Origin of the sequence: Sinomonas sp. G460-2 (assembly GCF_047759905.1) — a bacterium.
In the GTDB taxonomy this organism is placed as follows: domain Bacteria; phylum Actinomycetota; class Actinomycetes; order Actinomycetales; family Micrococcaceae; genus Sinomonas.
On the sequence record NZ_JBKZWT010000014.1, the window covers coordinates 15,276 to 37,667 of the forward strand.

A 22,392-nucleotide genomic window follows, 5' to 3' on the forward strand; every position below is an offset into this window, starting at 1 on the left:
AGGCGCCGTCAGCGGGCCTGCGGCTTGTTGTCTTTGATCTGGGTCCAGCGGCGGCGCAGGCTGTGTGCGGCGGCCTTGGGCCGCCGGTCGCGCGTGAAGGCACCCTTCTTGTTGCCGTCCACGCGGATGATCCCGTCGGACGTCTGGAAGTCGGCGAAGTTCCACACGTGCTCTCCGACCAAGGCCTCGACCCGGTCGAAGACGCGGTGGTACATGTCCAGGAAGGCGGACTGGTACTCCTCGCTCCACGGCTGCTCGTACAGGGAGTGGAGGCCCGGCATCGTGTCTGCCCCGTACTCGGTCATGATCATGGGCTTCCCATGCTTGGCGACCCAGGCTCTGAGCTCCTTCTCGAGTTGGGACTCGGCGGCTACGAGATCGCCCGTCTGCAGATACCAGCCGTAGTAGCGGTTGAGCATGATGACGTCGAAGAGGTCGGTGATGACGTCCTTGTCCGGGGTGTCGAACATGACGTTCACGAAGCCGATCGGGCGGGTGGGATCAAGCGTGCGGGCCAGCTTGGCGAGGGGCTCGAAGTACGCCCGCGCGCCCTCTTCGGAGGAATTGGGCTCGTTGGCGATCGACCACAGGACCACGGACGGATGGTTCTTGTCGCGGGCGATGAGTTCCTCGATCACGCGGCGGTGGGAGCTCGCCGTCTCGTCATCGACGAAATGCGGCCCGTACGTGGACTTCGCGCCGTCGCCGAACACGTTCGCGAACGCTCCGTTGAGGCCCACGGCCGGGGTCTCGTCGATGACGACGATGCCGTGCCGGTCCGCATAGTCCATGACCTCCTCCGAGTACGGGTAGTGAGAGGTGCGGAACGAGTTCGCGCCTACCCATTCCAGGAGCGAGAAGTCATTCACCATCTGCGCGGCGCTGTGGCCCTTGCCGATCGTGACGTGGTCCTCGTGCATGCCGAAGCCCTTGAAGTAGAAGGGCTCCCCGTTGATGAGGAACTGGGTGCCCTTGACCTCGACATTCCGGACGCCGAACGGCTGGGCGTAGGAGTCGAGGACGGCGCCCTCGGACAGCACTTCCACCACGAGGCTGTAGAGGTAGCCCTTGCCGGGCCGCCAGAGGACGACGGCGGGAATCGCCAAGGTGCCCTTGGCGCCGTCGCCCGTGGCGACTTCGGTGCCTGCGGCATCAAGGACGCGAACCCGCACGGGCGCGCCGTGCGCAGCTTCCGAGACCGCGATCTCGTAGTCCACCGTGCCAGTGGTTCCCTCGAAGCCGGTCGCCACGATGATGTCCTCGACTCGGGCGGCAGGGGTGCTGTAGAGCCACGCGCTGCGGTGGAGGCCCGAGTAGTTGTAGAAGTCGTGAAGATAGCTCTGCCTCCGGCGCCCGTCCGGGGCCTCAGTGACGGTGCCCGGCGGGATCGTGGCCTGTGTGAGCTCGTTGCTGACCGCGACGCTGAGCCGGAAGGAACCGCCCGCCGTGACGTGTTCGGTAATGTCCGCCTCGAACGGCGTGTAGCCTCCCTGGTGCTCGACAACGAGAGCCCCGTCGACGAAGACCTTCGCCCCATGCGTCGCGGACTCGAAGCGCAGCCACACGTGTTCGCCGGCCCAGCCGCGCGGCACTCGGACCTCACGCTCGTACCAGACCCAGCCGACGTGGTCGCGGATCGCCTTGTCCGCGAAGACGTCGTTGTAGCTGGCGGGGACGCCCATCTCGAGATCGGCGTCGAGGCGGGCGTTCTGCCACCCCTCGCGGAATCCGGAGCCGGCGGCATCGACCTTGAACCGGTACAGCCCGTCCAGGCTGACGAGTTCGCGAGTGGGGCTGTTCTGGGGCTTGAGCAAGGGCATCCTTCGCGTCGTTGCGGTGAGCGGGGACCCGCCTGCAGTTCCGCGCGGACCCCGGGCCATCGGCGGCCTGTCTCTTGGAGATTAAGGGACGGACTCACACGCTGGCAATCGATTGCCAAAGGTTGCCGCGAGGGTCACGACTCGGTGGAGCGGTAGGGGAGCGGACCTGCCCCTCGGTTAACGTTCAGCCAGCGGCCGGACCGAGGGAGCCCCTGTCGTAGAACGAGGCTGAGAGTCCGAACGAGGGCGCTCCAGGCTCACTCGCGGCCCCCTTGGACCGCCCCGGGCCGGCGTCGGTTCCCTCGAGGAGGACCTTGACTGCGCGTTCACCGAGCTCGTGCAGCGGCGCGCCGATCGTCGCGAGGCGCGGCGACGTGAAGTCCGAACCGCGGATGTTGTCGAAGCCGACGATGCTGAGCCGCTCCGGCACGGGGACGTGGCGGTGCTGCAGCTCCTGGAGCAGACCAATCGCCATTAGGTCGTTGAACACCACGGCGAGAGAGCACCCACTCGCCAGGACGTCGTCGACCAGCGCGGCGCCGCCTTCGCGCGTGGGCCAGTGACCTGGTGTCGACGTGGCTTCGATCCCCGCGTCTGCGCATGCGGCCTTGAGGACCTCCCAGCGGTGCTTCGACATCCAGGCGCCCTCGGGCCCGGCGAGGTAGAGCAGGCGGCGGTGGCCCAGTTCGGCTGCGCGCGCGACGGCGGCCCCCACCCCCGAGGCGACATCTGGCATGACGCTGGGCACGCCGTCGAGCATCCGGTTGACGACGACGAGCGACTTCGTCGCCGCGACCTCGCGGATGCGCGAGTCCTCGAGCCACGGGGAGGCGAGAATGACGCCGTCGACCGCGGACTGCACCCGACGCACCCAGTCCCACTCCGCCTGAGCGGAGCCCACCTCCTCGCCCACGAGCACCACGTAGTCCGCGTCGCGTGCGGCATGCTCGGCACCACGCAGAATGTCTTGGAAGATCGAGTAGGTGATATCGGGAACGAGGAGCCCGATGGTCTGAAGGCGGCCGGTCTTCACTGCTCGCGCCGCGGAGTTGACCTGGTAGTCGAGCTGCCGGGCGGCATCCTCGACGCGCTGCAGCGTCTTGGCGCTGACCCGATCGGGACGGCTTAGGGCACGCGAGACCGTCGATGCGTTCAACCCCACCAGCGCGGCGATGTCGTAGATCGTCGACTGGGGCTTGACCATCGGCGAACGGCCCTCGCTTCCTGATTTCCACGTGCGATTGATCGGTACTGACATTCTGACGTATGAGCAGACACCCCTGCCGCCGGCCGCCTGTGCGAGCTCGATCGGTGAGGCCTCGTGCTTACGGCAGGATCAGGTGGCTGTCGCCGAACTCGTGCCACAGGTACCCGGCCTCCAACGCCGCGCCGTAGGACGCCTCGAGGAGGGGCCTCCCGGCGAAGGCTTCGACCACTGCCAAATGGGAGGCCAAGGGCTCGTGCCAGCCGGTGAGGAGGCCGGTCGTGACCCGCGGCGTGTAGTTGTGCCCAACGACCAGGTCGGTCACACCGGAGGCGGGGATCGCGAGCCCCGGACCGACTGCAGCGCTTTCGAGGGCGCGCACGCTAGTGGTGCCAACGGCGATAACCCTCCCGCCGACCCGGAGAGCGGCGTTCACGCGGCGCGCGGTATCGGGCGGCACCTCGAAAGGCTCGGGCTGCGGAGGTTCGTGCGCCTCAAGCGATGAGACTCCGCAGTGAAGAAGGATCGGCGCGAAGTCAACACCCCGGACGAGCAGGCGGGTCACCAGCTCGGCGGTGAACGGGCGCGCCGCGGACGGCATCTCGGCACTTCCGGGCAGGTCGGCAAAGATCGTCTGGTAATCGCTGAGCGGCCTCGATTTCATGATGTAGCCGTAGACGATCGGCCGGCCCCACCGGGCCAGGTATTCCTCTGCCGACTCGTCCAGCTCCACTTCGGCTATCCACAGCCGGACCGCCTCGGCCTTGACCGCGGGCCGCAGCAGCATGGCCTGGCCGCCGCCCCTCAGCGCGATCTTGGTGCGGGCAGGGGCGTCCAACCAGGGTGTTGTGCTGAGGCCGTTCGGCTCGGCGTGACGGAGCTCCACGATCCATTCGGAGTCGCTGAGCCGGCGGGCGACGTGAAGGATCGCCGGTTGTGAGAGTGCGTTCGCTTCCAACGCGGCGTTGACGGTTGCCGAGCGGTTGAAAATGAGCAGGTCACCTGGGCGCAGCAGTTCGGGCAGATCGGTGAAGCGATGATGCTCGATGGTCAGGCTGGAGCGCCGAGACACGAGGAGCCTCACGTCGTCACGGCCTTTTCCGCGCGCCTCGGGCGGCTCCGTGGCCTCCAGCGTCCGCGGCAGGGTGAAGTTCAAGATCGGCTCGGTGGCGATCACGATGGGAGTTCCGGAAGGTCGGCCAGTCGGATCCGGCCACTCGGCTGACGTGATTCGAAGAGCTCGATCATGCGGGGGACCACGGCCTCGGGGAGGGGGCGGTCAGTGATGTCCTCGCCGGGGAACGCCGCTTGGTGCATGTCGGTGCGCATGTCGCCGGGGTCGACCGCCCACACGCTCAGCGTCGGTTCTTCCGCCCCAAGCACCCTTGCGAGCTGGTCCTGAGCGGCCTTGGCAGCGCCGTAGCCGCCCCACCCCGGGTAGCCTTCGACGGCGGCGTCAGAGCTGATCAGGGCGACCCGGCCGCCGTCGTTTGCGGCTCGAAGCAGCGGGAGGCATTCCTGGATCAGGCCCAGAGTGGCTACTGGATAGACCTCGAACAGCTCGCGCAGGGAGGTTAGCGAGAACTCAGCCAGCGAAGGCAGCGGACTGGGCCCCAGCACGCCCGCGTTGCACACCAGCAGGTCGAGGCCGCCGAGCGCGTGCGCCGCCCCGGCAAGCGCCCGCCGGTGATCCGGATCGGTCACGTCGCCAGGAATCGCCAGCACGTGGCTGCCGGGCGGGACGAGCTTCCAGAGTCGACCGCGAGCTCTTTCGAGGAGCGCCGAGTCGCGGCCGTCGACGATCAAGGACCAGCCGCGCTGGGCCAGGCCTTCGCTGAGCGCTTTGCCCAAGCCTTTGGAAGCCCCCGTGACGATCGCTGTGCTCATCGAATCACCTCGTCGAGGCTGGAGGCAGCGATCCATGCATTCTCGCCAGCCATCCGCTTGCCTATGCAAAGACCGGGCCCGGTGGCCTTATTCCCGCGGCCCGGACAGGGTAGCAGCAGGTGTGCAGACTTCTACTCATGCCTCTGCATATCAAGTTCGGACGTATTGGCCGGTCGGGTAGTTCCTGATCTTCCGAGTGACGAACTCGACGCGCAGCGCTGCAACGCGGACGTCAGCACTGGGATGAGATGCGCAGACTTCTACTTGACATAATGCAGATTATCGGCGCTTAAAGAACGGGAGTTGCGTTTGATGCGACTACTCCCGTCCCTCGACGATTCAGGCGTTTGCGCAGGTCAGCCGCGGATTCAGCGCCCCACGGGGATTGCCCTGAGCGAGGTCGATTTGGCCGGTTCGGCCAGCTCGCCGTAGGTTACTTGCATCTAATGCATGTTTCCATGGTTTAGGGGTGGTAATGGACAGCGCCGTTCCGGGCTCAGTGCCGCGGCTGCTCAGCGATCCAGGCGTCGGGCTGTTCCGGGCCGACGAGCGCGTCTTCAGCGAGATGCTGGACCGCTGGCGGGCGCAGATGCTGGCTCGGGGGCTGACCACGGGGACGATCAAGGGCCGCTGCGGCGTGGTGAGCAGGTTCCAGGAGTTCACCGGCGAGTTCCCGTGGCAGTGGCGCCCTGTGGACGTCGAGGAGTTCCTGGCCGAGCTGCGCTCCGGCGACAAGCCGATCAGCCTGACAACGCTGCGCTCGTACAGCAACGCCGTCGCGATGTTCTGCGCCTACCTGACCCATCCCGCCTACGGCTGGGGCGAGTTCTGCGAACGCACCTTCGGCGACATCCCCACGCAGATCTGCTTCAAGTGGAACACGCCCCGGCACACCACGGACGACGCCGTGCCAGCGGGGCGGCGGGCGTTCACGGTCCAGGAGCTGCAGCGGCTCTTCGACCACCAGGACGACCTCGTCGACCGCGAATACGCCGCCGGGACCAAGCGGTGGCTGCCCCTGCTGCGGGACTCGATCGCGTTCAAGGTCTGCTACGCCTACGGCCTGCGGCGCAGGGAGCTGACCATGCTCGAGCTCGAGGACTTCGGCCCTAACCCCCATGTGCCCGACTACGGGCGCTTCGGCGCCGTCCAGGTCCGCTGGGCCAAGGGCACCGCCGGCTCGGGCCCCCGCCGCCGGACCGTGCTGACCGTGCCCGAGTTCGACTGGGTCGTCGACCTGCTCAAGGAGTGGACCTCGGGCGGGATGCGCCAGCGTTTCGCCACCGCCGACCGGTCCTCCGCGCTCTGGCCCAGCGAGCGGGCCGACCGTGTGGCCGTGGGCAGCCTCGGGGACGCCTTCGCCGAGGCCCGGGACGCCGTCGGCCTGCCCCAGGAGCTCGGCCTGCACTGCCTGCGCCACTCCTACGTCACCCACCTGATCGAGGCCGGCTACGACCCCGCCTTCGTCCAGACCCAGGTCGGGCACGCCTACGCCTCGACCACCGGCCTCTACACCTCGGTATCGTCGGACTTCAAGCAGAAGACCATCCAGAAGATGATCGCCCGACGCATCACCAAGCCCGAGGAGGAATCCAGTGCCTGAACAACGCCGGATCGGCTACCACTGGAACCTGCGCGCCCTGATGGCCCAACGCAACCTCTGGAAGACCACCGAGCTGATGCCCCTGCTCCGCTCCCGCGGGATCAACCTCTCCGAGAGCCAGGTCTACCGCCTCGTCACCGGCACCCCCGACCGCATCCCGGCACGGACCTTCGCGGCCCTGTGCGACATCCTCGACTGCACCCCGAACGACCTCTTCGAGCCCTTCGTCGAGATGCGCGCGGCCCAGACGGCGAACGCCCCGAAGCGCAGCGAGGACCTCGGCATCCAGCCTGGCAGCCCGATCGCCAAGCGCGTCCGGCTCGTGAAGCCCGACGAGGGTGAGTAGGCCCCGCAAGGCCGAGGACCCCGCACGCTGGCCGGTCCCCTGCTCGCGCTGCGACCAGCACCACAAGACCGTCGCCAACTGGCCCGACGGCGGGGTCTGCGGCTACTGCTACCAGCAGGCCAAGCGCATCCGCGGCACCTGCGCCTGCGGCCACGAAGGAGTCCTGCCCGGCCTGATCGACGGCGCACCGGCCTGCCGCGGGTGCTCCGGGGTCCGCCTGAATGTGGACTGCAAGTCGTGCGGCGCCGAGGACGAGCTCCACAGCGGCGGCCGATGCTGGAGCTGCGTCCTCGGAGACACTGTCGACAGCCTCCTCGCCGACCCGTCCCGCGGGACTGTCACGCCCGAGCTCGTCCCGCACGCGGCGGCGCTGAAGTCGATGAAGCGGGCCAACAGCGGCCTGACCTGGATCCGGCAGGAACACGTCACCGCGTTCCTCCGCCAGCTCGCGGTCGTCCCCTCGGTCACCCACGACGCCGTAGACGAACTGCCCAGCTCCCCCACCCGCGAATACGTCCGGGGCCTGCTCGTCGAGCACGGCGTCATCCCCCGCCGCGACGAACTCAACGCCCTCTACGGGGAATGGGCGAAGCAGGCCCTCGACCGCGTGGACGACCCTGCGAACCGCGACCTCGTCCGGCGATACGTGCGCTGGCATCACCAGCGCCGGATGAACCAGATGGACGAAGTCAGCCGCGGCACCTTCCTGCGGAGCAAGCAGACCGTGACCGTGGCGATCGACTTCCTGAACTGGCTCACCGCCAGAGGAGTCGCCCTCGCGGAACTCCAGCAGGGCGACCTCGACGCGTGGCAGGCCGAGGGGTCGACGACCCGCGGGATCGCGGACCGATTCCTCAAATGGGCCATCAAGACCAACGCCGCACCTTCGGGCCTGAAGATGGTCCCGCACAGGCGTGGAACCAGCCCGAGGCTCAGTGCCTCCGCCCAGGACGAGGCCGTCCAGCAAGTAGTCCACACCGACCAGCTCACACCGCGGGACCGCGCCGCCGCGATCCTGGTCATCGTTTTCGGCCAGCAGATCGACGACGTCGCCACCCTGACCTGGGACGACGTGGCGGTAAGCGACGAACTGGTCACCGTCCGGCTCGGAACCATCGAGATCGCACTGCCCGACCCGCTTGATGTCCCATGGCGGCAGCTCGCGTCGGAACCCGGCCATGGGCTCACCGCCGCTCACCCCAACAGCAACTGGGTCTTCCGCGGCACCTCCCCCGGACGGCACATCTATCCCGGGCACCTGAGGCAGCGTCTCCGAACCGTCTTCAGCACACGCGCCGCCCGACTCGGGACCCTCCACGAACTCACCAAGCTCGCACCCGTTCCCATCATCGCCGAGACACTCGGCTACGCCCCCGCCACCATCGAACGCCATGCCATCGACTCCGCCGCGGCCTACGCCGAATACGTCGCCGCCGTAAGGACCTAGCGGCTGCCGGAGAGGGACATTGATGCTCCCCCAATGATGCGTTCAACGCCCGGTGACGGGGATCATTTGGCTGGGCCCATACGAGCTCTCAGGAAGAACGGATCACTCGAAGCAGCTCATCTCCGGACCGCACAAGTACCACGTCTTCGTCGAGACCATCGGGCAGATGCCCACGTTGTCCCTCATCCGTGATGCACGTCGGGCATCCCACCGGAAGGATTACCCAATCCGCCGCCCGTGCTCCTTCGACGAGGAGTCCCCACGGCCGCTCCCCGGAGATGTGGTTAGCCATCATGCCAGCGACGCCACCGCCACCAAGATAGACATCGGCCGAGCCGTCTCCGTACTCGACGAGCGCGAAGCCAAGGTCACGGTCCTCACGCACTATGAATGGCTGAAGCACCTGCCGCATTTGTTCGCCGCCGCCGGTGGCCCCGTCGCCGTCTCTGAAGCGCTGGAAGAACACGTCAAAGGACATGAGCGCATGTTCCCACAGCTCCGACCATCATGCGCGGATCCAGCCGCGCAAGGCCCAAGTCAGAGAGGCTCAGCGGGACAGCCCTCACCGAGCCACTCCCGTCTCATGAATACCCGCCTCTGCCAGTTAGCGAGAGAGGCCGCACCTCGCGCTCATCCGACCGCCGGCTAGCCCTCCGCTGCGCGATAGGCGGCGATCAACGACGGCGCATCTCCGCGCCACGGCGCGCCGTGACCCGGGATGACCCAGTCAACATCTAGGCCGGCGAGCCTGTCGATCGACGACGACGATCCGGCCTGGTCGTCCGTGAATGGCGCCGGCTGCGGGCCCTCGACGCCGGTCAGCACATGGCGAGTCGTAAGCTCGTCGCCAACGAACACCGCACGCACCGCCGGGACGTAGACGGCGATGCTTCCCGGCGAATGGCCAGGCATGGCGATGACCCGAGGCGAGCCCGGCAAAGGCAGGATGTCGCCACCCTGAACCGGAATGACCTCCCCTAGCGGCGGAATACGCAATCCACCCTTGCTGATCGCGTACGCGAAGAAGCGGATCATTGGACCGATCCGGCGCGGATCCTTCGGCGTGGCCGGCGGTCTGGCTCCCTTCGCGCGGTCAGCATCCTCGGCGCCGATGTAGACCGGGATGTTGAGCTCGCTCCGGAGTCGCTCCGCGAAGCCGATGTGGTCGCTGTCGCCGTGGGTGAGCACGATGCCCTTGATGTCGGACATCGGCCTCCCGATCTCCCCTAGCTCACGCACGAGGTCGCGGTAATGTCCTGGCAGGCCGGTGTCGACGAGGGTTATGCCGTCGTCGGCGACGATGAGGTGGGCGGCGACGATGTCATTGCCAATGCGGCGCAGTTGCGGGGCGAGTTCCATGAAGGCTACGATAATTAGCCATCGAGAGGAGATCAAGATGGCCGCGCCAGAAAAGACCACGCAGGAGGCGATTGTGGCGGCAGGGCGCGAGCTCGTCGAAAGGCGCGGGATGAGCGGGCTCACCATGCAGGCCGTTGCGGAGCGGGTCGGGGTTCGCGCCCCGTCGCTCTACAAGCGCGTGCGCAACCGCGGCGAGCTCGTCGACCTCGTAGTGGAAACCACCGTCGAAGATCTGGCTCGGGAGCTGCGGCACGCGACCGAGGGCATCCTTGACCCGCGGGAGCAGCTGAAATCGGCTGCGAACGCCCTGCGCTCCTTCGCACACGGACGCCCGAAGAGTTACGAGTTGATCTTCGGCCTCGCACGGGAGGCGAGTGGCCTGACGCGCACGGCGAGGGGACGCGCCGTCGCCCCTGTCCTCTCGGCGTGCTCGGCACTCGTTGGCCATGAGCAGGCCCTGGATGCGGCACGGCTCGTCACGGCGTGGGCCAACGGATTCATCACCATGGAGTTGGCCGAGTCGTTCCAGATGGGCGGGAACGTCGACCGCTCCTGGGCCTGGGGGCTGGAACGGATCGTGCGGGCCCTGTGAAGGCGTAGGCGTATCGTCGGAGCATGTGCCGTAACATTCACACGCTTCACAACTTCGAGCCAGCAGCCACCTCCGAGGAAGTTCACGCCGCCGCTCTGCAGTATGTGCGGAAGATCGCTGGCACGACGAAGCCGTCGAAAGCGAACCAGGACGCGTTCGACCGCGCCGTACACGAGATCGCCCACCTCACCCAACATCTTCTCGACGATCTGGTCGCCACGACGCCGCCCAAGAACCGCGAGGAGGAAGCCGCGAAGGCGCACGAACGTGCCGTACGGTCCGGGCGGTACGCAACGGCCTAGCGCGACCCTCCCCAGTACCAGGGTCGCTCCCCCGCTGTTGAGGGCGTCGCAAGGCCTTGAGGCATCCTCGCGACCAACATCCTGAGCGGCTCTGGTTCTTCACCTGGCGCCAGCGCTGCGGCAAGTTCACCGGCAAGCAACTCCTTGCGGCCTGAAGCGACCCCGCAGAAACGGTGCAGCTGGTGCGCCAGGGGCCGGCCCTGCCACGCAGGCTGCTGCCGCAGGGTCGCAAGCTTGGCACTGAGACCCAGCTTCTCGACAACCGCCATCGTGCGAGCCGTCCCGAGAGCCCGGATGAGCTCGTCCTCGAGGTCGGACTGGCAGACAAAGAACCCGTACGCAGGGAGGTCGCTTGCATCCCTCACCGGATGCCCCACGGCCCGAAGCGCCTTGATGACGAAATGCGCCTCGCCCGCGTCGCACAAGCCGACGACGTCCGCCTCCGGACGACGGCGAGTCGCCTCCGTGAGGGCGTGGCGGACATTCGTCACGCCGCCCATATCGACGAGGTCGATTCGCTGGGGATCAACTCCACGGGCGGACGCGAGTGCACGCACGGCCGCGACATCGCTGACGCCCTCGAGGAGTACGAGCGCTGTGCGCGGGGTCTCCCTCTCCCCCACGCGCGCCAACAGCTCCATAGGCGCCAAGCCTGTCAGCGTCCCCGACGGCCTGCAACAGGGCAGCGCCCTCAGCAGGTCATGAACCAAGAATTCCGCCAACTGAGGACTCCGAGATTGGATAATCAGCGCGTGAAGAGTGGGTTCTCGCCGCGCGGTGTTCCGCACGCAGGGCTGTCCCCGAACGATCAGCCTGCCGAGTTCTTCCGGGTCGCGTCCTCGTACCCCAGCACCTTCGCGCTCGGGCTCGGGGTCCATGGGACCGGTAAGAGCGTCTGGTCGCGGCAGGTCCTAGAGCTGGCGGGACAGCGCGGTGTCCGGGTGGCCGCTGATCCGTTCGAGGCCGACGTGCCCTATGCGTTCGCCGACAGGTTGGCTCGAGCGGCCGGCTGTCCGTCCGGTCCGACGCCGTCTGCGGACACGGCCGTGAAAACGGAAATCGCGCTCGACGCTCTGGCTCGCCTGCAGCGCAAGGCCGGCGGTCGAGGGCACGTCTGCCTCATCCTTGACGACCTGCAGTGGGCGGACAGCGAGTCTCTGCAGTTCACGAGGTATGTCGTCTCTCGCCTCGCCTACTTGCGCTCAATCGTCGTCGTCCTTGGCCGCCCTTCGGCTCGGGAGGCAGCCACGCCCCTCGGAGGCCCCGACCCCACCGTCTGGGGGCTCGTTCGCGAGATCGCCTTCGAACCGCTGGATGCGCCGCAGATCAGGGCCTATGTGGCGGAGACCTCCGGCCGCAGCATCTCGCTCCGCCTCGCAGAACGCATTCGGGAACGGTCCGGAGGGCTGCTCACCCTGATCGACGCGTGCGTCTCGGATGCCGAAGCGGCGGCGCCTGGAGAGCACTGGGACTGGCATGTGGGCTTCAATGGGACATTATCGGCGACGCTCGAGATGCCGCCCGCAGCAGCGGAGTCCGTGCGCCACGCCGTCGAAATCTGCAGCGTGCTCTCCTCGCCCACGCCGCAGGCCGAAGTCATCGCCCTCGCCGGACGCCTGGGGATGACCGCGGACCTGGATGCCGCGATCGATTCGGGCGTGCTGATCCGCCGGAGCGATGGCACCGTCGCCGTGCGGGACAGCCTGCTCGCCGATGAAGTGGCTTCGTCCTTGGACCGCGGAACGGCGACCGACATCCTGACAACGGCCGCAGAGCTGACTGACGACGGGCTCCGACGGCTCGAGCTGCAGCTAGCGGCGACGGAGAGCATCGGGCCTGCCCTCTTGGATCACGTCCGCATGAGTGCGGCCACCGCGCCGGCCCACAGGGTTGATCAGTCAGTTCGCTGCCTGAGGCGAGCCGCCGAGCTCTCCGTCGCCGCGGACCGCGACGAAATCCTCCTCGAAGCCTGCCTCCTCGCCGTCTCACACAGTGCGACCCAGCTCGTCCTCGACCTCATTCCCGCAATGCGCCACATGCCCGGGTCCCCCGTGAGGGACCTCGCGTTGGCGAACGCGCTACAGATCTCCGGCGACGCCGACGCAGCCCAGGACGTCTTGGGACACCTACTGGCGCGACCGGCAGACTTTCCCGACGCGCCCCTCGTGCGCGCGGAGGCCGCACTCCTGGCCGCCGTCACGCGAATGGTTCGTGAGGACTACAGTGGCGTCGGCCCGATCCTCGATCTCGCGTCGAAATGCATCGACGCGCTTCCCGGCCGCAGCCCCCAGGACCCGCGCCTCCTCCCCCTCTACCGCCCCCTCGACCTTCGGCTCCGCGCGGCCGCGCTCGCCCTCGTGAACACGGCCCGTCAGGGATCTGTGGCAGAGATGCCGGCCGCACTTGCGGCCCTCACGAAACTCACCGAGAGCGCGCCGCCGTCTCCGGGCCTCGTGGACGCCCTGACCTGCCTCGCCGGCGTGCACGTCAGACGGGGCGAGATCGCCGTCAGCATCGCCCTCCTTGAGCGCGCCCTTCGAGTGGCCCTCGTCGCGGGCGGCGGCTGGACTCTGGGCCAAGCGCGGTGCCTCTTGATCCTCGCCTACTGGCTGCTGGGACGGTACGACGACGCGCGATCCCTCCTCTCGACGGCGGCCATGACGATGCTGGACTCGATCGACATCTCGGTTCGACCGCTCGTGCATGCGCTGCGGTCCCTGATGGCTGCAACTGAGGGTGACGCCGAGAGTACCGAAGCCAGCCTGCTCGCGATGGGCGCGGCCAGAGTTCCGCAGTACAGCAGCGGCGGGCCACTGTTCGAACTGGTAGCTCGGGCCGAGGCCGCACGGGGCCGCGGAGACTTCGAACGCATCCTGGAAGTCCTCTCTCCCTCGACGCTCGCCTCCGCGGGACTGCAAAGCCACGGAATTGTTGCCTACCGCATCGAGGCGCTCGCCGCGCTCGGCCAAGCAGAGACGGCCGACCGCGAACTTGCCCGCTTCCGGAGCGCCCTCGAGCCCGGCCAGCCCCTTCCCTACGGGGACCTCGACTGGCTCGAGGGACGAGTTCACGAAGCCTTTGGCCTCTATGCCCAGGCGATCCGCAGCTACCACCGCGCGGCATCCCGGACCACTTTTCCGCTTCCGGCCGCCCGGGCGCGCAAGGCACTCGGACGCGCGCAGATGGCCGCGGGCGGCACGGCGGCAGGCCACCACAATCTCAGGGCCGCCCGGGACGCTTTGAAGCAACTGGGCGCCGTCCCGTATTGGCAGATCGCGACGCAAACGCTGGGCGAGGCGCCCGTGACTCCCCAGATGCTTCCCGCAGACCTGTCGGCGCGGGAACGCGAGGTGTACCGCCTCGCGCGGGACGGCTGGACCAACGGTGAGATCGCGGAGGAACTCTCCATATCGCCCGCGACGGCCGCGTTCCACATGCGCAACATCCTGGCCAAGACGGGCGCACGCTCCCGCAGGGAGCTCCGCTAGCCCACAGGCGGACCTATCAGCTCTGATAGGTTTCCGCGGTCTGGGCGGTGCACATGCGGCGGGAGCGTAGCTTCTGAAATCGATGGGACTGGCGCCGAAAGAGCGAGCGCCACGGGAACATGGGGGCAAAATTGAAGGCATACGCGTGCGTATATTCGGCCCTGTCCGACGGCACCACCTCGGTCCTGGTCTGCAAGAAACGGGAAAAGGGCTACTTCTTCCGTCACGAGAATGGTGACGGCGTTGTCTACGTCAACGGAACGGCGCTCCCCGGCGCGGGAGGCGACTGCCTTCCCGGGGGCTGGCTGAGGCATCACGAGTCATTGGGTGTCGGCGCCGCGAGGGAATGGCTAGAAGCCACGAATTACGGCCCGCTGCCGCAGAACGCCAGAACTCAGTCGTGGGGAGCGGCATACGGCGCCGCGTATTTCAGGGCGGAGCCGAATCGCCTTGAGGAGATCTGCGGCCACCTCACCGCGGAATCGCTTCACCAGGCCGCCCTCGCAGCCCAAGGAATCAAGGCCCGGAAAATCAAGAAATACTCAGAGATCAAGGCCAATTTCCCGGAATCCCCCGCCAATAACGACATCGAATCCATCGAGATCTGGAATCTCGAGGAGCGCTGGCCCGAGATTCAGAAATGGCACGATCCCGCGAGCGGTCTCAACTGGTATTACAACATCCTGAAGCACCTCAAAGAAGTCGCGAGGCCTACGATGGTCGCGTGACGACCGCTTCAGGCAAGGCGAACGACGACGGCGGCGCCCCCGAGCGCCGTCTGGGCGCCAAGGGTGCACTGCGTCGCGAGCAGATCCTTGAAAGCGCCATCGCCCTCTTCGCGGAGCGCGGCGTCGACGCGGCATCGCTGCGCTCCCTCGGCCAGGCCATCGGCGTCTCCCACACCGCCCTGCGGCACTACTTCTCGTCCCGCGACGAGCTTCTCATCGAGGTATACCGGGCCCACGAGGCCGGCACGGCCCCCGAGCCCTCCTCGGACCAAGCGCAACCCGTGCGGGCCATGTCCGAAACGGCTGAGCACAATCGCGCCATCCCCGGCCTGGTCCAGCTCTACGCAACGCTCACCACAGATGCGCTCCAGGAGCAGCATCCGCAGACGCAGGAGTTCGTGCGGGAGCGATTCCGTGCGCTCCGCGCGAGCATCGCTGCCGAGGTCGAGGAGGGCCAGCGAGCGGGACGGGTTTCGAGGGACCTCTCCCCCGCGGACGTGGCTTCCCTCATTATCGCGGCGTCGGACGGCTTGCAGGTGCAGTGGCTCCTGGACCCGGAGGCGGTCGACGTCGGGCGCGCTCTGTCCCTCCTCGAGAGGATGCTGCCGGACCGGGATTAGGGCGCCCCTTGCGCCGGCCCCTGGCCTTCCGCGTACCATCGAAACGGTAACTTTCCACTGGAAAGTTTTTTGACCGTCCCGGGCAGGAGACCATGGCCGATACCTCAGTCCTCGCCGGCGCCACTTCGCTCACGCGCTGGCGCAATGCGATTATCGCCGCCTTCGGGCTGGGCGGGATCTCGGTATCTGCGTGGGGTCCGCGGCTCCCTGCCGTGACGGCCGGTCTCGGGGTCAACACCGGGACGATCGGGCTCCTCCTGGCATGCGTCACGGTGGGTTCCGTGACGGGACTCGTCCTCGCGACGCCGCTCCTGCACTGGCTCGGCAGCCGACGCAGCGTGACGGGGTCCATTCTCCTCGTGGCGTCGGGACTCGTGCTCATGGGCCTCTCGGTGATCACGGGGGCGCTGCCTTTCGTCGCCGTTTCCTTCGCGGTCACGGGCCTCGGCATCGGCACCCTTGATGTTCTGATCAACGTCGAAGGCTCCGCCGTGGAGCGCACGGCCCGGCGCACGCTCATGCCGCTCATGCACGCCGCGTGGTCGGTGGGCGCCGCCGTCGGGTCTGGGATCGGCGCGGCGTGTGCTGCGCTGGGCGTCACGCCATCGGTGCAGTTCATCGGTGAGGCGATCGTCGTGGCGACCGTCGCGCTCGCGATGTCCGGGTCGATCCCCGCGGGAACCCGCGAGGAGGACCACGGCGCCCCGCTGGGCCGGGCCGACAAGATGCGCCAGTGGCTCCGTGGCTGGACGGACTGGAGGCTCCTGCTGATTGGCGTCGTCATGCTCGGCGTCGAGCTCGGCGAAGGCTCCGCCAACAACTGGCTCACCCTCTCCGCTCAGAACAGCCACGGCGAGACCGCCGCGGTCGCCGCCCTCTTCTTCACCGTGTTCGCGACCGGTGAGGCGCTCGCCCGCATCTTCGGCGGCCCGATCGTCGATCGGCTCGGGCGCGTCCGAACCATCCAGCTCACCACGGCCCTCGGCATCGTGGGCCTGGCCCTCTTCATCCTCGGCGGCACGGCATGGCTCACGCTGCCCGGTGTCGTCCTGTGGGCGGTGGGCGTGTCCATGGGGTTCCCGCTCGGTATGTCCTCGGCGGCCGAAACTGGGCCGAATCCCGCCGCGCGCGTGAGCGTCGTCGCCTCGATCGGCTACCTTGCGAACCTCGCGGGCCCGCCCGTGATCGGGCTCCTCGCCGAGTCGACGGGGCTGCTCGGCTCATTCTGGCTCATCGTCGCGCTCATGGCGGCGGCATTCGCCGCGGCGGGGTCCCTCCGGCGCCCCCGCTGACGGCTCGCCGGGAGCGGGCGACGGCGACGCTCACGAAGGCGCGCCCGGGAGCCTCTGGACCTTGGTCCGCTCCCGGGCGCACGCACGCCTCTCAAGCACTTCCATCATCCTCGCGGGGCGGCGCGAAATCCACACGCTCGAGCCCCGGCGAGGGCCGTCAGGCGCCGACGTAGGCCGCGAGGTGCTCGCCGGTGAGCGTCGACTTCGCCGCGACAAGCTCCGCCGGGGTGCCCTCGAACACGATCCGGCCGCCGTCGTGCCCCGCGCCGGGCCCGAGGTCGATGATCCAATCCGCGTGCGCCATGACCGCCTGGTGGTGCTCGATGACGATGACCGATTTGCCGGAGTCTACGAGCCGGTCGAGCATGCCGAGCAGCTGCTCGACGTCCGCGAGGTGGAGGCCGCTCGTCGGCTCGTCGAGCACGTAGACCCCGCCCTGCTCACCCATCTGGTTGGCCAGCTTGAGCCGCTGCCGCTCGCCGCCGGAGAGGGTCGTCAGCGGCTGACCCAGGCTCACGTAGCCGAGCCCCACGTCCTCCATCCGAGCGAGGATCGCGGCGGCTGCGGGCGTCTTCGCCCCGCCCTTCCCGAAGAAGGTGTGGGCCTCGGAGACCGGAAGGTCAAGCACCTCCGCGATGTTCAGGCCACCGAAGCGATACTCGAGCACCTCGGCCTGGAAGCGCTTGCCGCCGCAGTCCTCGCACGGCGTGGACACGGTCTCCATGAACCCGAGTTCCGTGAAGATCATGCCGTTGCCGTTGCACGTTGGGCAGGCGCCCTCGGAGTTGGCCGAGAAGAGCGCGGGCTTGACCCCGTTGGCCTTCGCGAAGGCCTTGCGGATCGGCTCGAGCAGGCCCGTATACGTGGCCGGGTTGCTTCGACGCGAGCCCCTGATGGCGCTCTGGTCGATCGCGACCACGCCTTCGCGCCCCGACACGGAGCCATGGATGAGCGAGCTCTTGCCAGAGCCGGCGACCCCGGTCACGGCGACGAGCACGCCCAACGGGATGTCGACGTCGACCGCTTGGAGGTTGTGGATGCTCGCCCCGCGCACCTCGAGCGTGCCGGACGGCGTGCGGACCGCCTCCTTCACGGTGACGCGGTCCTCGATGTGCCGGCCCGTGACCGTGCCGCTGCCCCGGAGGCCGTCGATCGTTCCTTCGAAGCAGATCGTGCCGCCGCCCGAGCCGGCCCCGGGCCCGAGGTCGACCACGTGATCGGCGATCGCGATCATCTCGGGCTTGTGCTCGACCACCAAGACGGTGTTCCCCTTGTCGCGGAGGCGCAGCAGCAACTCGTTCATGCGCTGGATGTCGTGGGGATGCAGCCCGATCGTGGGCTCGTCGAAGACGTAGGTGACGTCAGTGAGCGAGGAACCGAGGTGCCGGAGCATCTTGATTCGCTGCGACTCGCCACCCGAAAGAGTCCCCGACGGCCGGTCGAGGGAGAGATATCCGAGCCCCAGCTCGACGAACGCGTCGAGATTCTCCCCGAGGGCGTTCAGGAGCGGCGCCACCGTGGGCTCGCTGAGCCCGCGGATCCACTCTGCGAGATCCGTGATCTGCATCGAACAGGCGTCGGCGATGGTGAGGCCTTTGATCTTTGACGTGCGCGCACCCTCGCTGAGCCGGGTGCCGCCGCATTCTGGGCACGGCGCGAACGTCGCGAGACGCTCGACGAACGCACGGATATGGGGCTGAAGCGAGTCGATGTCCTTGCTCAGCATCGACTTGCGGATCTTCGGAATCAGCCCCTCGTAGGTGAGGTTGATGCCCTTCGCCCTGATCTTGGTCGGCTCCTTGTGGAGGAACGCGTGGAGTTCCTTGTCCGTATAGTCACGGATGGGCTTGTTCCCGTCGACGAAGCCCGATTCGCTGAAGGTCCGGACCAACCACCCGTCCGCGGTGTAGCCGGGAACCAGGATGGCGCCCTCGTTGAGCGACTTGGTCTCGTCGTACAGCTGGGTGAGGTCGATGTCGGAGACAGTACCCCGCCCCTCGCATCGCGGGCACATGCCTCCGTGGTAGATGGCCTCGCGCACGATCGTCTTCTCCCCCGTCGCGCTCGTCATGACCCCGCTCGCTTTTCGGGTCGGAACGTTGAACGAAAAGGCGGTCGGCGGCCCGACGTAGGGCGAGCCGAGGCGGCTGAACAGCACTCGCAGGATCGCATTGGCATCAGTCACCGTGCCGACCGTGGAACGCGCGTTGGCCCCCATCCGCTCCTGGTCCACGATGATCGCCGTCGTCAGCCCCTCGAGGACGTCGACGTCCGGTCGGGCGAGGGACGGCATGAACCCCTGCAGGAACGCGCTGTAGGTCTCGTTGATCATCCGTTGCGACTCGGCGGCGATCGTGTCGAAGACGAGCGAGCTCTTGCCCGAGCCCGAGACGCCCGTGAACACCGTGAGGCGGCGCTTCGGGATCTCGATGCTGATGTCCTTGAGGTTGTTCTCGCGCGCGCCGTGGACCCGGATCAGGTCGTGGCTGTCGGCGACGTGCGGCGCGGCCTGCCGCGCGTCCGCACTCGTGGCCATGCTCATCGTCTCTCCCTCTCGTGGGCTGCGTAGCTCTTCCGGCACCATGTCTCTGTCGATCATGCTATGGCGGCACATGGGTTCGCGCTTCTCGAATCCTGACCGGCCCCGTTTCGTGGCGCCCGCCGGTAGGCTGAGGCAATGGCCGAGGTTGCCTCCGTCACAGATTGGCTCATCGACTCCGATCCCGCGCTGCGTTGGCAGGTCGAGCGCGATCTCTTGCGTGCGCCAGAGGACGTGTGGGAGGCGACGCGGCGGCGAATCGCCACCGAGGGCTTCGGGGCACGGCTCCTCGCGCTGCAGGACCCGGACGGCCAGTGGGGGGGCGGCTCGTTCTTCCCCGGAGACTTCGATTTCCACGGCCCCGAAGCGGCCGACGGCGCGGGGCAGCCTTGGACGGCCACGACCTGGACGCTCAACTCGCTTCGGGAGTGGGGTCTGGATGCCTCCCGCCTCGAAGGCACGGCGGCGCTGCTCGAGGCGAACAGCCGCTGGGACTACAACGGCCTCCCCTATTGGGCCGGCGAGGTCGACTGTTGCATCAACGCGTCCACGCTCGCCAACGGCGTGTGGCTCGGGGCGGACGTCTCCTCGATCGCCCAATGGTTCCTCGACCACCAGATGGACGAGGGCGGATGGAACTGCGAATGGGTTGAGGGGTCCACGCGCTCCTCGTTCCACTCGACGCTCAACGCGCTCAAGGGCCTGCTCTTCTTCGAGGCCGCCACGGGCGGAGACACGGCGCTCCGCGAGGCCCGGCGGGCCGGCGAGGAGTACCTCCTGCGGCGCGGACTGCTTCGGCGGGCGACCACCGGGGAGATCGTCGGCCCGTGGGCCACGACGTTTGCCTATCCGTTCCGCTGGAAATTCAGCGCGCTCAACGCGGTCGGCTACTTCCGCTCTGCCTCCCTCTACGACGTCGCAGGTCCCGACCCGCGCCTGGAGGACGCCGTCGAGCTCATCCGGGCCGCGCGCCAGCCCGACGGGACGTGGATGCAGGAGGCCCGCCTTCCCGGCCGGGTGTGGTTCGAGGTCGACGTCCCGCCCGGCGAGCCGTCGAAATGGCTCACGTTCTATGGAATGCGGGCGCTGGAATGGTGGGACACGAGAAGGGTAAATCCGCGTGCAGAGTTCTGAGCCCGTCCGCATCGGCATCATCGGGGCCGCGTTTCGGGCTCAGTACTTCATTCGCCTCGCGCTCCGGTTCCCGGGCGAGCTCGAGCTCGTCGGGGTCGTGGCGCGGCGCGAGGAGACCCGCCGCGAGGTCGCCGAGCAGTGGCGCGTCCCCGTGTACCAAACAGCGGAGGAGCTCGTCGAGGACGGCTCCCCAGAGTTCGTGATCACAAGCGTGAGCTGGGACGCCAACCCTGGCGTCATCGAGGCCTTGGTCTCGAGGGGCGTCGCCGTCCTCTCCGAGACACCGCCCGCGCCGGACCTCGAGGGCCTCCGGCGCCTCTGGGGGCGCGTGGGCGAGTCGGGCCTCGTCCAGGTCGCGGAGCAGTACATGCGCCTGCCCACTCACGCGGCGCGGCTCGCCGCCGTACAACGCGGCCTCATCGGCGAGCTCAGCTCGGTCCAGATCTCCTCGACGCACCTCTACCACGCGGCCAGCATCATCCGAACGTTCCTCGGCGTCGACTTCGAGGCGGCCAGCGTGAGCGCACGGAACTTCGCGGGTCCCCTGGTGCTCCCCGCCGACCGCGGTGGGTGGACCCACGACCTGGCTCCCCGCCGGGCCACGACGACGATCGCGACGCTCGAATTCGAGAGCGGCCGGAGCGCGGTCTACGACTACACCGACAACCAGTCCCGCAATCATCTGAGGTCCCGCAGGCTCCTCCTGCGTGGAAGCACGGGAGAGATCAGCAACGACCGCCTCGTGCGGATCGTCGACGCAGAGACGATCCTCGAGTCCCGGATCGAGCGGCGGCAGTCGGGCTACGAACTCGACCACGAGGGCTTCGACACCGCGCACCTCAGCTTGGACGGCGAGGTCCTGTGGCGCAATCCGTTCGTCGGCATGCGCTTCAACGACGAGGAGATCGCGCTGTCCTCGATGCTGCTCGAGACGGCCGAGTGGGTTCGGGGCTTCGGGCCCGCGCCGTACCCGCTCGCGCAGGCCGCCCAGGATCATGTCGTCGGCCTCGCGATCGAACGCTCCATCGCCGAACAGTCGATCATCACGACGGCCGCGGAGGACTGGTCGCGGAGCTAGCCGGCCGACCGCCGTCGTCCGGGCAGCGCGAGCGCCACGAGGCACGCGACGATGAGGCCCATCCCGAGCCAGCCGAACCACGGGAGCCGCTCGCCAACCACCGCGACCGCGAGCACCGCGGCGACCACGGGCTCGGCGAGCGAGACGGTGGTCGCGGTGCTCGACGCGACGCGGCTCAGCCCCCAGCCGAACAGCAGATAGCCCACGAACATGGGCACGGCCGCGAGGTACGCGCCGACCGCGAGATTGGTCCACGAGTCGAGGAACGGTCGCCCCACGGTGACGAGAACGGCGAGGAGGACCACCGCCGCAACCGCAAACGTCGCACCGACCGACGCCCGGGACGGGACGCCAAGTCGCATGAGCCGATGCGACGTCCAGGAGTACCCCGCATAGGTTGAGGCGGCCAGCACCCCGAGGAGCACGCCAACTACCGTCTGGGCGCCCTCGCCTCCCGCGGCACCGCCGCGCGCGAAGCTCAGGAGAACGGCTCCGGCGACCCCGAGCGCCGCACCCGACGCCCATTGGACGGTCAGGCGCCGGTTGTCGAGGAGCCGTTCGATGACTGCGGACGCCACGGGCGCCCCGCCGATCGACACGGCCGTGCCGATGGCCACGCCCGCCATGCGCATCGAAGTGTAGAACGCCACCGAATAGAGGGCGACGGCGGCACCGCCGACGACGACGAGAGGCCACGAGGCGGCAATGAGCCGCGAGCTTGCAGCAATCTGCCGTGCCGAGGTCGCCGCAAGGAGGACGCCGCCGACGCCCATCGACGCCGCGCCAATCGCGAGCGGGCTCACCGACCCCGCGAGCGCCGACGCCGTTCCCGTGGTTCCCCACAAGATGGACGCGAGCAGGACGCACACGATCCCGAGCGCGTGTCCGTCGCCCCGATCGTTCGCCCCAGCACCAAGCACTCCCCCAATCTAGTTGTACCCGGCCATCAGGTT

At 68.1% G+C, this 22,392-nt stretch carries 20 protein-coding genes; 11 read left to right on the forward strand and 9 right to left on the reverse strand.

All coding sequences use genetic code 11. From position 1 onward, the window contains the following. Positions 1-8 precede the first annotated feature (8 nt). The 4 genes from uidA to ACLN58_RS03295 form a co-directional block, all read right to left on the reverse strand. Positions 9-1,814, reverse strand: coding sequence for a beta-glucuronidase (gene uidA, locus ACLN58_RS03280; RefSeq protein ID WP_415853850.1), 1,806 nt, complete (start codon positions 1,812-1,814; stop codon positions 9-11). Positions 1,815-2,004: 190 nt separating this feature from the next. Beyond that, positions 2,005-3,024 carry a LacI family DNA-binding transcriptional regulator gene (locus ACLN58_RS03285; RefSeq protein ID WP_415853851.1) on the reverse strand — a complete coding sequence of 340 codons (1,020 nt, stop codon included), beginning with the start codon at positions 3,022-3,024 and terminating at the stop codon, positions 2,005-2,007. A gap of 121 nt (positions 3,025-3,145) precedes the next feature. Further along, positions 3,146-4,201 (reverse strand): S-adenosylmethionine:tRNA ribosyltransferase-isomerase, encoded by a 1,056-nt coding sequence (locus ACLN58_RS03290; RefSeq protein ID WP_415853852.1) that lies wholly within the window; start codon positions 4,199-4,201, stop codon positions 3,146-3,148. Beyond that, the gene (locus ACLN58_RS03295) at positions 4,198-4,911 is read right to left on the reverse strand and encodes an SDR family NAD(P)-dependent oxidoreductase (protein WP_415853853.1); all 714 of its coding nucleotides are present in this window, start codon (positions 4,909-4,911) and stop codon (positions 4,198-4,200) included. The genes ACLN58_RS03290 and ACLN58_RS03295 overlap by 4 nt, the downstream gene beginning before the upstream one ends. 475 nt (positions 4,912-5,386) lie before the next feature. Here ACLN58_RS03295 and ACLN58_RS03300 point away from each other — a divergent pair, with 475 nt between their 5' ends. From ACLN58_RS03300 to ACLN58_RS03310, 3 genes are read left to right on the forward strand one after another with little or no spacing between them, the layout of a single operon-like run. Beyond that, positions 5,387-6,514 (forward strand): tyrosine-type recombinase/integrase, encoded by a 1,128-nt coding sequence (locus ACLN58_RS03300; RefSeq protein ID WP_415853854.1) that lies wholly within the window; start codon positions 5,387-5,389, stop codon positions 6,512-6,514. Then, positions 6,507-6,860 (forward strand): helix-turn-helix domain-containing protein, encoded by a 354-nt coding sequence (locus ACLN58_RS03305; RefSeq protein WP_415853855.1) that lies wholly within the window; start codon positions 6,507-6,509, stop codon positions 6,858-6,860. The genes ACLN58_RS03300 and ACLN58_RS03305 overlap by 8 nt, the downstream gene beginning before the upstream one ends. Continuing rightward, complete coding sequence (locus ACLN58_RS03310) at positions 6,853-8,307, forward strand: Fis family transcriptional regulator (RefSeq protein ID WP_415853856.1); 1,455 nt, start codon at positions 6,853-6,855, stop codon at positions 8,305-8,307. The genes ACLN58_RS03305 and ACLN58_RS03310 overlap by 8 nt, the downstream gene beginning before the upstream one ends. A gap of 88 nt (positions 8,308-8,395) precedes the next feature. Here ACLN58_RS03310 and ACLN58_RS03315 read toward each other — a convergent pair whose 3' ends face one another. Together ACLN58_RS03315 and ACLN58_RS03320 are read right to left on the reverse strand one after the other, a co-directional pair. Next, positions 8,396-8,785, reverse strand: coding sequence for a hypothetical protein (locus tag ACLN58_RS03315; protein WP_415853857.1), 390 nt, complete (start codon positions 8,783-8,785; stop codon positions 8,396-8,398). 167 nt (positions 8,786-8,952) lie between these two features. After that, a complete protein-coding gene (locus ACLN58_RS03320) occupies positions 8,953-9,666 on the reverse strand; it encodes an MBL fold metallo-hydrolase (protein WP_415853858.1) in 714 nt (237 codons plus the stop codon). Positions 9,667-9,703: 37 nt separating this feature from the next. Between ACLN58_RS03320 and ACLN58_RS03325 the strand changes: the two genes are divergently transcribed. Continuing rightward, entirely contained in the window at positions 9,704-10,258 is a 555-nt protein-coding gene (locus ACLN58_RS03325) for a TetR/AcrR family transcriptional regulator (RefSeq protein WP_415853859.1), read from the forward strand. A gap of 23 nt (positions 10,259-10,281) precedes the next feature. Next, positions 10,282-10,560, forward strand: coding sequence for a DUF2277 domain-containing protein (locus ACLN58_RS03330; RefSeq protein WP_415853860.1), 279 nt, complete (start codon positions 10,282-10,284; stop codon positions 10,558-10,560). On the opposite strand, the gene ACLN58_RS03335 is transcribed toward ACLN58_RS03330, so the two are convergent. Next, on the reverse strand, positions 10,557-11,201 hold the full coding sequence (locus ACLN58_RS03335; RefSeq protein ID WP_415853861.1) for a hypothetical protein: 645 nt from the start codon (positions 11,199-11,201) through the stop codon (positions 10,557-10,559). The two genes, ACLN58_RS03330 and ACLN58_RS03335, sit on opposite strands and share 4 nt — an antisense overlap. Before the next feature lie 111 nt (positions 11,202-11,312). Between ACLN58_RS03335 and ACLN58_RS03340 the strand changes: the two genes are divergently transcribed. From ACLN58_RS03340 to ACLN58_RS03355, 4 genes are all read left to right on the forward strand, one after another. Continuing rightward, a complete protein-coding gene (locus ACLN58_RS03340; RefSeq protein ID WP_415853862.1) occupies positions 11,313-14,048 on the forward strand; it encodes a LuxR C-terminal-related transcriptional regulator in 2,736 nt (911 codons plus the stop codon). A 131-nt stretch (positions 14,049-14,179) separates the two neighbouring features. Further along, complete coding sequence (locus ACLN58_RS03345; protein ID WP_415853863.1) at positions 14,180-14,776, forward strand: hypothetical protein; 597 nt, start codon at positions 14,180-14,182, stop codon at positions 14,774-14,776. Further along, entirely contained in the window at positions 14,773-15,396 is a 624-nt protein-coding gene (locus ACLN58_RS03350; protein WP_415853864.1) for a TetR/AcrR family transcriptional regulator, read from the forward strand. The genes ACLN58_RS03345 and ACLN58_RS03350 overlap by 4 nt, the downstream gene beginning before the upstream one ends. A 92-nt stretch (positions 15,397-15,488) precedes the next feature. After that, complete coding sequence (locus ACLN58_RS03355) at positions 15,489-16,688, forward strand: MFS transporter (RefSeq protein ID WP_415853865.1); 1,200 nt, start codon at positions 15,489-15,491, stop codon at positions 16,686-16,688. Positions 16,689-16,845: 157 nt separating this feature from the next. Here ACLN58_RS03355 and ACLN58_RS03360 read toward each other — a convergent pair whose 3' ends face one another. Next, positions 16,846-19,230, reverse strand: coding sequence for an ATP-binding cassette domain-containing protein (locus tag ACLN58_RS03360; RefSeq protein ID WP_415853866.1), 2,385 nt, complete (start codon positions 19,228-19,230; stop codon positions 16,846-16,848). Between the two features lie 135 nt (positions 19,231-19,365). Here ACLN58_RS03360 and ACLN58_RS03365 point away from each other — a divergent pair, with 135 nt between their 5' ends. Then, entirely contained in the window at positions 19,366-20,361 is a 996-nt protein-coding gene (locus tag ACLN58_RS03365) for a squalene cyclase (RefSeq protein ID WP_415853867.1), read from the forward strand. Then, the gene (locus tag ACLN58_RS03370) at positions 20,348-21,439 is read left to right on the forward strand and encodes a Gfo/Idh/MocA family protein (protein WP_415853868.1); all 1,092 of its coding nucleotides are present in this window, start codon (positions 20,348-20,350) and stop codon (positions 21,437-21,439) included. Before ACLN58_RS03365 ends, ACLN58_RS03370 begins: the two co-directional genes overlap by 14 nt. Here ACLN58_RS03370 and ACLN58_RS03375 read toward each other — a convergent pair. Continuing rightward, a complete protein-coding gene (locus tag ACLN58_RS03375; RefSeq protein ID WP_415853869.1) occupies positions 21,436-22,359 on the reverse strand; it encodes a DMT family transporter in 924 nt (307 codons plus the stop codon). The two genes, ACLN58_RS03370 and ACLN58_RS03375, sit on opposite strands and share 4 nt — an antisense overlap. Between the last annotated feature and the right edge of the window lie 33 nt (positions 22,360-22,392).